At 57.8% G+C, this 11,718-nt stretch carries 8 protein-coding genes; 7 read left to right on the forward strand and 1 reads right to left on the reverse strand.

Annotated elements, in window-relative coordinates; genetic code table 11:
• The first annotated feature begins 44 nt into the window (after positions 1–44).
• The 3 genes from BJL95_RS19420 to BJL95_RS19430 all read left to right on the forward strand — a co-directional run bounded on the left by BJL95_RS19420 (position 45) and on the right by BJL95_RS19430 (position 2,207).
• A complete protein-coding gene (locus BJL95_RS19420; protein WP_064029062.1) occupies positions 45–953 on the forward strand; it encodes a cupredoxin domain-containing protein in 909 nt (302 codons plus the stop codon).
• 63 nt (positions 954–1,016) lie between these two features.
• Positions 1,017–1,439: a YqaA family protein gene (locus BJL95_RS19425; protein WP_071160294.1), complete on the forward strand. Its 423-nt coding sequence runs from the start codon at positions 1,017–1,019 to the stop codon at positions 1,437–1,439.
• Positions 1,440–1,445: 6 nt separating this feature from the next.
• Positions 1,446–2,207, forward strand: coding sequence for a hypothetical protein (locus BJL95_RS19430; RefSeq protein ID WP_064029065.1), 762 nt, complete (start codon positions 1,446–1,448; stop codon positions 2,205–2,207).
• A 29-nt stretch (positions 2,208–2,236) separates the two neighbouring features.
• On the opposite strand, the gene BJL95_RS19435 is transcribed toward BJL95_RS19430, so the two are convergent.
• On the reverse strand, positions 2,237–2,797 hold the full coding sequence (locus BJL95_RS19435) for an MOSC domain-containing protein (RefSeq protein ID WP_071160296.1): 561 nt from the start codon (positions 2,795–2,797) through the stop codon (positions 2,237–2,239).
• A 256-nt stretch (positions 2,798–3,053) separates the two neighbouring features.
• Between BJL95_RS19435 and BJL95_RS19440 the strand changes: the two genes are divergently transcribed.
• From BJL95_RS19440 to BJL95_RS19455, 4 genes are all read left to right on the forward strand, one after another.
• Entirely contained in the window at positions 3,054–6,506 is a 3,453-nt protein-coding gene (locus tag BJL95_RS19440; protein WP_083386165.1) for an FG-GAP-like repeat-containing protein, read from the forward strand.
• A gap of 18 nt (positions 6,507–6,524) precedes the next feature.
• Positions 6,525–8,561, forward strand: a complete 2,037-nt coding sequence (locus BJL95_RS19445; protein WP_083386166.1) for a cytochrome c family protein — start codon at positions 6,525–6,527, stop codon at positions 8,559–8,561.
• 168 nt (positions 8,562–8,729) lie between these two features.
• Positions 8,730–9,380, forward strand: a complete 651-nt coding sequence (locus BJL95_RS19450; protein ID WP_139306338.1) for a hypothetical protein — start codon at positions 8,730–8,732, stop codon at positions 9,378–9,380.
• Between the two features lie 272 nt (positions 9,381–9,652).
• Positions 9,653–11,718: carboxypeptidase regulatory-like domain-containing protein (locus BJL95_RS19455; RefSeq protein WP_175463759.1), on the forward strand; the 2,066-nt coding region annotated here is incomplete at its 3' end.

An 11,718-nucleotide genomic window follows, 5' to 3' on the forward strand; every position in this document is an offset into this window, starting at 1 on the left:
TAGATGGACAGTATTAAGATTCGCCCCTCAGAGGTAAACCCGCCATGTTCGAAAAGAACAAACTCGCATTCCTAGCCCCGTTAATCTGCCTGCTCTCGCTATCCACGGCCCGCGCGGTCGAGATCGAGGATCACAACCAGATGATGAATCACGGCGACGGGCATCTGATGGACATGGAAGGCGCCATGGTGATGGGACAAAACACCGATACACTGCCCGGCGGCTGCGAAAAAATCGCCGCTACCAAAGAAATTACGGTTCGGGCTGGGCACAAGTATTCGGAGAAATTTCCTGGAACGATGTACGCGTTCGATCAGCAGGAGTTTCACTTCGAGCCTTGTACCAAACTCACCGTTCACTTCATCAATGAGGACCAAATTCGCCATCAATGGATGATGCACGGTCTGCCTAAGTATTTGTACCCGAAAGGCATGTTTCACCTGGAGGTCAGTGGTCCCGGTAAAGTGTCCGGCACTTTGATTTTGCCGCCCGGCGATAAAACCTATCTGGTGCATTGCGACATTGCCCAGCATATGGAAAAAGGCATGAAAGGCCAGTTGAAAGTCGGCAAGGGCAGTGAAGATTTGCCGAGTATTCCCGGCGTGACGCCAGCGGTGTTTCCGGACGATTACAGCGGAAAGGTTTACGATCCTAAAGTCGACGCTCCTGTGACGCCGGTTGCCGTCGCTCAGCCGCCGGCACAGCCTGCCGCGCCAGTCGCCGCGCCCGCTCCGGAGCCCGGCTTTATCTCCGGCGGCTCCGTGATCGGCTTGGCAATCGGTCTGGTATTGGCCCCCTGGCTGGTCAAGCGCTTTAAAGGCATGTCGGCCGGCGAAATCGTCGCGACATTGATTGAGCAAGCCGCTCATTTAGTGAGTGTCGCGATAGAGTTTATCGCTAAATTGATCAAATTGGTCGGTGGCAAAAAAGCGATTCCGCTCCCCGATAAATAATTCGTTACTTATCAAGCCCCTGAAACTTGCGGTTTCAGGGGCTTTTTTGCGGGACAAAACACCATGCCGTTCGATTCCTGGGGCCTGATCGGTTTATTCGCTAGCGCCTTTATCTCCTCGACCGTCGCGCCGGGCGGATCCGAAGCGGTACTGGCCTATTTGGTGAGCCGGCACGGCCACTCGGTGCTAGAGCTGGTAGCGATCGCGAGTGTCGGTAATACCCTGGGGGCGCTGACCACCTGGTGGCTAGGACAGTGGGGGGCGCAAAAATACCCGGCTGAATCCCTGGTCAAAGATCGGCAAAGATCGTTGCAAACGATCCGGCGCTGGGGGGCTTGGGCCTTGCTGCTTTCTTGGTTGCCTTTAATTGGCGATGGCCTGTGTTTTGCCGCCGGCTGGTTGAGGTTATCCTTTTTGGCCTCGCTGACCGCGATATTTTTCGGTAAAGTGCTGCGCTATATTGCCGTGGCTTACGTTTTCGTTTGATCGCCTATGAGTTTTTTCTCGCTCCCTCATTTTCCGTCGGTCGACTGTCAGGCTGAACACCGCTCGCGCGACTACCAGATCGCCGCATTCACGTTCGTGACTACCACGATCTGTCTGACCACCGACGGCTTCGCGCCGCAATTCATGCAATATCTACTGGCGTTTTTCGGCTGGCTGTTTTTGTTTGCCTGGTTGCGCGGCGAATGTAAATACGTGCGGACCCAGGTTGCGGTCGCCGTGACGTTTGCGGTGATTGGCGAATATTTCGCGTCGGTCTACATGAAGGGCTACATCTACCGTTTCGGCAACGTACCGGCTTACGTGCCGGCCGGGCACGGTCTGGTCTACTTGACTGCCGTGGCTTTGGGGCGCTCCGGATTGTTTCAACGCCACGCTCGTCGGATCGCCGTGTTGGTGGTCGCTGCTTGCGGCGGTTGGGCGGCGGTCGGTCTGAGCGGCTTGGTACGGCTGGACATCATCGGCGCAGTGCTGTTTTTGGTGTTTTTAGCTTATCTGTTTAAAGGTCGCTCGCCGATGGTTTATCTCGGCGCGTTCTTTATTACCTCATGGCTGGAAATTGTCGGTACCGGCGCGGGCACCTGGGCTTGGGCCGAGATCGACCCGGCCTCGCATTTGCCCCAAGGTAATCCGCCCAGCGGCGTCGCGGCTTGGTATTGTCTGGTCGATGCGGTTGCGATTGCCGGCGCCGGGCCGGTACTGCAACTATTCGGCAAGACCGCGCAAGCCTTACAGCGGCAACGAGCTTGACGTAGTTCGGCGCGAACGTCTAGCCGAATTTATTGATTCGCCGATTCGGTCCGCACCTGGATCAAGTTAACCGAATCGCCGACGCGAATTTTGCCGCCCGTCAAGATCCGCGCCGTGACGCCGCCATGCCCTCGCAGCTCGTTATAACTCCCCATGCCCAACTCGGCCGCTATCTTTGAACAAGGATCGCAAGGACCGGTCACTTGCATGCGAACTTCCTCGCCTATCGCCCATTCCAACCAGACACCCGGAAACAGTGAGCGCATTCCGATCAGATTTATGCCGGACACCAGCAGATTTCGCCGCAAGCGAATCGGGTTCAATGTCGCAAGATCGCACCAGTTGGCAACGAGAGGCAAGTGTTCAGCTTGGAACAACGTCAATTCGCGCTTCGATGCCTGCCGGCGGGTAGCTCGGTGGTCGCCGAGCAAGCCTCGTCCCGGTTCGGCGATGGCCTCGCCGACCGATAGCGCCGGTTCCCGGCGCAACGGGCGTAAGATGATCGCTTCGATACGGCCCGTGGCGCTGAATTGCTGGCTGAGATCGCGGAGAGTCGTTATGGAGATCGGCGCGGATAAATTGGATGGCATAAGCCTTTGGTATTGGGGTTTCGGTAACCGGCGAGTGGTTCAGTCGGCCGTCAAGCGCTTTTTTGATATTCCATCGTCTATTCGTCGGCGCTTCTGGTAAAAGCTGCCGCAGACGGGTGAGTAACTTCATTTCTTTTTCGGTCCGGTTAGGTTAGATTTTATCGGTCTTTATCGGCCGGAGCACTTAGGATGTTTCATTCGGTTGCGATAGTAGCGTCGAACCTCACTCCCATCTCCATCGACCGAGAGTTGCCCCATGCCAGTCCGCTCAGTTTTGACGCCGCTCGATGTATTTTGTACCGTTTTATTGGTGGCATTGCTAGGCGCGGTGATCTTTTTGACGCCGGTCGACATACCGGATGGCTTTCCATTCCGGGCCGAGGCCATACCGACATCCCAATTGGTCAAGGCGGCGCATCCGTCGGCGGCGACGTTCGCCGATCGGACCTGGGAGTCGGGATTGATGTTTTCCCATCAACAAGGCGACGAACATCTGGCCGGCATCGACGAGTCTTTAGGTTCGGGAGCGTGCGCGGCGGATTTTAATAACGACGGCTATGTGGACTTGTTTCTGGTGAACGGCTCCGGGCAAACCCGTTATTACGGCAAAGCGTATTGGTGGCAACAGGCCGAGGGCAATGCGCTTTTTTTGAATGAAGGCGGTCGTTTTAGAAATGCCACCGAAGAGAGCGGATTGGTCAGGACAATCTGGGGTATGGGCTGTTTGGCGGTTGATTTGGATAACGATGGCAACACCGATTTATTGGTGACCGGCAAAGACGGCAACCTGCTCTACCGCAATAGCGGCGCGGGGCGTTTCGTCGACGTGACGGCCGATGCCGGGTTTGCCGGCGACGGGTGGGCGACGTCGGCCGCGGCGGCCGACTTTAACCGCGACGGTCTGTTGGACCTCTACGTCGGCCAATTCGTCGATTTCGAGAAAGGTAAGAAAACCTTCGAAGCCAACAGCCAATTTGTCGGCGAAAAAAAAGGCGTGTTCGACGCCAGTCTGTATCCGGCGCTACCCAACCGTCTGTATTTGAATGACGGCGGCTTTAAATTCCGGGAAATCGCCGAGGCCGCGGGAGTTCGGGATGCCGACGGCCGCACCCTGGATGTGAGCTGGCAAGATTTGGATAGCGATGGTTGGCCGGATTTGTTGGTGAGTAACGATCGCGGCACCGGCTCTAACAGCGCTTATCTGAACCGGAGTGGTGAGCGGTTCGAAGCCGGAGGCCAAGCCTTGGGCTTGCGGTCGGCGTTGGGCAATCGCGGTATCGCCTCCGGTGACTTGGATGGCGATGGGCGTGGTGATCTGGCGGTGGCCAGCGCCGCCGGTGAAAATACGGTTGCGTTAATCCGGGAAACGGCGGCGGATGGGAGCGAGCATTTTAAGGATAAGGCCAAGGAAAACGGCATCGGCGCCAATCGCTATCTCAGTCTGTCCGGTTGGTCGCCGTTGATTCACGATTTCAATAACGATGGGTTTGACGACCTGCTTCTGGCCGCCGGACATTTGGAGCCCGATCCCGACACCACCCGAATCAGCCAAGGGCAAGCCAAACAACTTTGGCTAAACGACGGCAACGGTCAATTTGTAGACGCGGGTAGCGAAGCGGGTTTGGCTCTGAAAGACGCTCAGTCGGCGCGCGGCGCGGTGGCCGCGGACTTCGACAACGATGGGGATATCGACGTCTACGTCAGTCATAACAACGATTTGGGCCAGTTTTTAGCGAACGAGTCGCCGCCTCGGCATTGGTTAGGCTTGAAATTGGTCGGCGAAAAATCCAACCGCGATGCGCTATGTGCGGTTGTCCGTGTGTATGCGGCCGGACGCGTTCGAATCAAATCGGTGCTTAGCGGTGAAGGATTTTTGTCCGATAGCGACAAGCGTTTGGTGTTTGGGTTGGGAGACACCGCTGCGGTCGAAAGATTGGAAATCGCGTGGCCGAGCGGCCTTCGCCAGACTCTGCGTCCAACCGCTATCGATCGTTATTGGTTGATACGCGAGGGGAGCGAAGAACTCGTCGCATTGGGCGGATCGCAATCCGGTCCACCGGTGCGGCCGCAACTGAGATTGAAATTGGGGGCCGACCGTCCGGAACTGCGGATTCGCTATTTGCACCTGCTAGAGCATCGCCAGTCCGAAGCCGATATTTGGCCGGAATTGACGGCCGGCGTGCGCGATCCGGAGCCCGCAGTGCGACGCGCGGCTATCGATATCGCGGCTCGAGCCGGCAATGGGCGGGGATTAGGCCTGCTGATCCAGGCCCTGGAAGATTCCGAGCCAGCCAATGCGGTCGCCGCGGTCGCCGGCCTGCGAAGTCTCGAGGACGAAGCGTCGGTGCGCTGGCTGCTCAGGGCGTTCTCGCGGGACAGCGCCGAGGTCAAAATCGCACTCGCCGATACCTTTGCCTATTTCTTTCAGGAAGAAGAGGCGGTGGTTTACCGCAAGTATTTGGCGGTGCCGTATTTGATTCGCCTGCTGGAGGACGCCGAGCCGAGCGCGCGCGTCGCCGCCTCGCGGGCCTTGGCGAATGCTGAACGCTTTCGGGGTGTGCATGCCTTGCTTGCCGGCTTGAGCGACAGCGATGCCTCTGTCCGGGCGGAATTCGTCCGCGCCTTGGGATTGATAAGGCAGACCGAGGCTAGTCCAAAACTGGCTAAGCTACTAACCGATGAAACGCAGGAATCACAGGTCGTCGCCAATGTGTTCGTAGCTTTGAAGAGATTGGGCGATACGGAAAATGCCGGCAGATTGTCGGATTACATTGGTGGACGTGGCGATTTCTCGGGCTTGGCGCAAGACAAGCGGTTGGCGACGCTCGAATGTTTGCTGGCGCTTGGCGACGAAGCGGCGGTATTTAATGCCGATGAAATCAATTCGTTGGTTCGAGAAAGTTTCGGGCGAACGAAGCCGACTGAAACCGCGTTGCGCGCGCGTTGGATTTCTATTTGGCGGTATGTGGCCGACCCGGTGGGTTCGGCTTGGTTGGTGGCTCAAACCCGGGCCGCCGAAGCGGATTTCCGCGCAAGGGCTTTCTCGGCGCTATCGATTCAAAACCCGCGGGACAGCGAGTTGTTGCGACAAGCCTGGCGCGACCCGGACGAGTCGATTCGCCGATGGGCGCTCATCGAACTTTTGAAGCGAAAAATCGACTTGACTCGCGACGAGTACCAGTCGATTTTAAAGAATTCGGACTGGCGAGAAGTGGCTGTGGATGCCTGGATGGAGCAGGGTTTGCCCGGAGATTCGTCGCGCTTGCTAGAGGCGCTGTCGGTGGTGTTTCCAATGGCCGGCAAACCGGCGACATTGGCATCGGTTTGCGGCAGTCCCGACATGCGAATTCAAGCGCTTTGCCCGGTATTGTTGCTCGCCGATTCGAACGCCGAAAGCCGTCGGCTTGCCGGGCAATTGTTAGCAGACCGTTCGACGGCCTTATCCTCACGTCAGGCGGTGTTGGCGCGGTTGACGCCGGTCTTCGAGCCGGATGCGCTGAATGTCGTGTTTGCTCTGGCTCAGGCCAAAAAAGATCCGTTACGCCACGCGGCAATAGAGAAGTTGTTGACGTTTGATGGGGAATCGTTGGTCGCCTTTGCGCGGAAAATCGCCGACAATCCTAGCGAAGACCCTGAAATTCGATTCCTGGCCGTCGAGTTTTTACTGCGCAACGGTGATCAGGCTGCGCTGGACATACTGTACAGATAACACCACGCGGGGAAGCTTATGAACGTTTCGAATAGCCAAATGATCGCCGAGCGCCGCTTCGCCCGGCCCTTGGTCGCCGTGACGGCCGTGTTGGCGTTGAGCGGATATATCAGTTGGTGCTGGCCTGGGTTCTCGGTAACCGAGCAATGGCTGTATTTGCTGCATACCTTGTTGGGCCTGGTGGTCGCGGCGTTGCTGGCGCCATATTTGATCTTGCATTTTCGGCGCACGATAGGTCTCAGACGCTCCTGGATTGCGTTTTCCGGCATCTTGACCGCGCTGCTGTTTTTGGCGCTTGCGCTGACCGGAGTTCAGATTGCTTGGCAAGGCCAGTCGGAAGCCGGACGCTGGATTTTCGAATCCCACGTAGGCTTGTCGGTCGGTGTGTTGCTAATGACGCTTGGACATGTGTCGTTTCATGTGGTGTCTTTGCCGGAACGCAGAAAGAGAAACGAACCTAGCCGATTTCCCTCGCTAATCGGCGGAATGACAAAGGCGGTCATCGGCTCGGTGGTTGTCGCGGCGATAGCGGTGCTGGTGGCTAGCGCGGCTTATCAATGGCGCACAAGCCCTTATCGGGACGCGCCGGCCGTCGAGCCTTATCTCTACAGCTACGGCGAACATCCTTTTCGGCCCAGTCAAACCGAGACCAGTACCGGCGGTTTTTTCGATCCCCGGCGGATAGGGGCTTCCGAGCGGTGTGCCAGTTGTCATCGCGAGATCGCGGAACAGTGGAAGGCATCGATTCACTCCCAGGCCGCTTCCGACAAAACCTACCAAACCAATATCAAGCTGCTTTCAGAGCGCAAAAACATGGAAGCCACTCGCTATTGCGAAGGCTGCCACGCGCCGGCGGCATTGTTGAGCGGACAACTAACCACGGGCGGTAAGCTCGATACGCCAGGCCATCTGCAGGAAGGCGTCAGTTGCATGACTTGTCATGGCATCGAGCGCATTGAGCACTTAAAAGGCGTCGCCAGTTATCGATTCGCTCCGCCCCAACCATATTTGTTCGACGGCGCCGAGCGAGCGCTGCCGGTGTTTTTGCATAATCTGCTGATTCGCTTGAAACCCGAGCAGCACAGGGCCGATTTGGCCAGAAATGTGTTGTCGACGCCGGAAATGTGCGCGACGTGCCATGCTCAGTTTATGGATAAGGATTTTAATAACTGGGGCTGGGTGAAAATGCAGGACGATTACACGGCTTGGCTGAACGGACCGTATTCCGGCCAAACCCGACAGACTTTCGCTCATGCGCAACAACGCCGCTGTCAGGATTGCCATTTTCCGTTACAGCCGGGTAGCGACCCTTCCGCGAGTAGCAGCGGATTGATCAAGACCCATTTCAACGTCGGAGCCAACACGGCCATTCCCTGGGTGACTCGAAATCAGGCGCAACTTGAGCGAACGCGTCGATTTTTGACGGCCGATCAAGTCAGGATCACTATCGACAAGCCGAATCGTAGTGACGCCGTTGAAAGCGCCCGTCATGTCGACCCGGCCTTGATCGCGTCTTCCGAGGCGCCGGCGTATTGCTACTTGGGCGAAGCCGTGACCTTGAAAGTCGCGGTGACTAATGCCCAAGTCGGTCATGCCTTTCCCGGTGGAACTACCGATATCAACGAAGCGTGGATACACTTTTTGGTTAAAGACGGTCAGGGCCGGACGGTCTACGAATCCGGACAATTGGATGCCGGCAACAATGTCGAACCGGCCGCGTATTTTTACCGCTCCATTCCAATCGATCGGATCGGCAACGCGGTTTGGCGCCACGACTTGTTCAACATGGTCGGCGACAGTTTCAAGCGCATCATTCCGCCTGGCGGTACCGATGTGACGAGCTATGCATTCAACGTGCCGGACGACATTAAAGGACCACTAACCATCTCGGCCGGCGTCAATTACCGCAAATTGAATAACCGCTATGCGCGTTGGGCGTTGAAGGATGAGCAAGTCGAGCTGCCCATCGTCGAAATGGCTTCGACATCGCTGGTTTTACCGGTGCGGATTAAACCGGAAGTGGTGAATAACCTCCAAGTCGGTTCCGGCCGGTAAGTCATTACCGTGGCAGGGAGTTGTTGGTTTTTTTTACACTTTTTCTATATGGTTATGGTCTTCGTCTCTGTTTGAATATATAAGTTATTATTTATTCTATGGAATATTTTGAATGGAACGAAAATTGAGTGCCATTGGCTTCAACAAATTTATTCAGGATGTAGGACTATGCTGAAAACACGCCTATTCTTTTCAAGCTTAATACTCGCGGCATTGAGTTCCGCCAACCCTGCGGTGGCCGGCACCATCGTGAATGGCAGTTTTGACAACGATCTGTCCGGCTGGACGGCATTGACCAGCGGAGGGAGTGCGCAATGGGAAGCCGGCGCCGCCGTTTTAGCGGGTGGACAAGGCGCAAATCCGTTCGCGGCCAGTCTGGTACAAGGCGATGACGGTAGTTTTAGTTTTACTTCACCGATCATCCTTAGTGCCGGTAACGACTGGTTAAAGTTTGATGTCAGTTTCACTTCGCTAGGCGTTGATGCGCTGGAGACCCCAAGCGGATTTACCGACAATTTGACGCTTACCTTATACGACGCGGACGATATTACTGGCGCCAGCGATGCGTTGATCGCATCAATCGATTCGACGACCGTTGGAGTGGCCTCTATCGCTTTCGATCTGTCGGCGTTTATCGGTCGATCCGTCGCGTTTTCCTTCGAGTTTAACGACGAGAACGATGGTTTCGATTATTCGGCGGCCATAGACAACGTGCGTTTTGAAGCCAGTCCGGTACCCGTGCCGCCGTCGGTTTTATTCGAGGCTACAGCACTAGCCGGTTTCGCGGTTGCCTCTATCCGCCGCCGCAGAAACGCTTGATTTGATCTAGAAAGTTTGAATTGCCTCAGGTGTTGGCCGCTGATAGACTCGGCGGCCAATATTCGCGGGAAGTGTCGGAAGATTTTACGGATATAAATCTTCTCAGACGGCTAAGGTCGCGAATCGTAAACGACAAAGGTTCCCCTTGTAATGGGTGTCTAAGCGATCGATAAAAATTATAAAAGGAGTGAGGGATGTCGCCGAGCCAGCGAGCGATCAAGTCGAAAGTGGAGCTTGATCCAAATACGCCGATTCTAAAGTCAGGCGAGAAGATGACCGCAAATTCGGCAATCTGGCTGTTGTTGCCTTTGCTCGTGCTGTCTTTTTTTTCCAAAACGGCTTTGAGCGTCGCGGCGACGAACTGGGAACCAGTCTCGACCAGCCAAGTGACTGTGAAGGTAGCCAACCCGGTGCGCAACCGGCGTGCGGCGGACGCGACGGTGGCGGTGACACTGAACAACGTCAGCGGCCAAAGCCTGAAAGGCCCGTTCCGGCTGGTCATCGTCGGCCTGAGCCCGGCGGCGAAAGTGGCTATCGGCAACGCCAGCGGCACCACCGCGGCCGGCGAAGCCTACTACGACCTGACCGGCTATCTCGGCAACGACATCACGCCCGGCGGCAGCGGTCTGGTCTCGGTCATCGTCACCGGCGGCGGCCCCAATACCTTCAGCTTCACGACCCGGCTGGAACGCCAAGTGCAAAGCCCAGCGCTGGCCGTCAAAATCACCAGCCCGGCCACGCTCTTGACCGTCGGCCACACCCCGCAAACCGTCAAAGGCACCGTCAACGACCCCAGTGCCCAAGTCACCCTGAACGGCGCGCCGGTCACCCACGGCAACGGCAGCTTTCAAGCCGACGTCGCACTGGAAGAAGGCCACAACACCATCACCGCTCGGGCGGTCAACGCCCAGGGCGAAGACGTCAGCGACACCATCTCGCTATCGCTGGACATGACCCCGCCCTACCTGACCGTCGAATCGCCGAAAAACGGCGACACCGTGCGCACCGACCACATCGCCGTGTCCGGCCTGATCAACGACATCGTACGCGGCACCGTCGCCGCCGGCCAAGCCAACGTCAAAGTCAACGGCATCGCCGCCACGATCGCCAACCGCAGCTATCTGGCCCAAAACATCCCGCTCGCCGTCGGCACCAACACCCTCAAAATCGACGCCGCCGACAACGTCGGCAACACCAGCAGCCTCAGCCTGCAAGTCAGCTACCAACCGCTGGCGCCGCAACACATCGAACTGCTCGGCGGCCAAAACCAAAGCGGCAAGATCAACAGCGTGCTGGCCCAAACCCTCAAAGTCAAACTGCTGGACGGCGCCAACCAAGCGGTCGCGGGCAAACCCGTGATCTTCCGGGTCACCGAAGGCGACGGCATCGTCGGCGCCGGCGGCAACGACCAAGGCCAAGGCGTCCTGGTCCAAACCGACGCCCAAGGCATCGCCGCCACCGCCTTCAAACTCGGTAGCCGAGCCGGCAGCGGCAACCAACGGGTCCGCGCCACCTCGGTCGGCTTCGACGGCGAAGCCCTGTTTTATGCCAGCGCCACAGTCGGGGCCGGCGGCAAAGTCACCGTCAACAGCGGCAACAACCAACGCGGCGCGGTCGGCCAAGCGCTGCCGCTACCCTTCGTCGTCGCCGTGGTCGACGACGGCGCCAACGTCGTGCCCGGCGCCCAAATAGAATTCAAAGTCACCCAAGGCAGCGGCCGCTTCCAAAACGGCCAAACCACGCTGACCGCCACCACCGACAGCGACGGGCGGGCCACCGCCGAATTCACGCTCGGCAGCGAAGACGGCCTCGACGTCCACCGAGTCACCGCCACCCTGGTTGGCACCAGCCTCTACGCCGGCTTCACCGCCTCCGCGCTAAAAACCGGCAACGCCGGCCAAACCAGCATCAGCGGCGTCGTGCTCGACAACCAAGAACACCCACTGCCGAACGTCACCGTCCGAGTCGACGGCACCACCCGCGAAGCACAAAGCGACACCCAAGGTCAATTCAAAATCAGCGAAGTCCCGGTCGGCGCAGTGCGCTTGATCGCCGACGGCAGCACCACCAGCGCCGAAGGCGAATGGCCCACGCTCGCCTTCAACCTCGTCACCATCGCCGGTGCCGACAACCCGCTGTCCGCGCCGATCTACCTGGTCAAACTCGACACCGTCAACGCCAAAACCGTCGGCGACCAAGACGTCACGCTGACCCTGCCCGACGTGCCCGGCTTCGCGTTGGAAGTCAAACGCGGCTCGGTCACCTTCCCGGACGGCAAGAAGACCGGCAAGCTCTCGGTCACGCCGGTCAACGCCAGCAAAATCCCGATGGCGCCGCC

Source organism: Methylomonas sp. LWB (genome assembly GCF_001856095.1).
Lineage (GTDB): Bacteria > Pseudomonadota > Gammaproteobacteria > Methylococcales > Methylomonadaceae > Methylomonas > Methylomonas koyamae_A.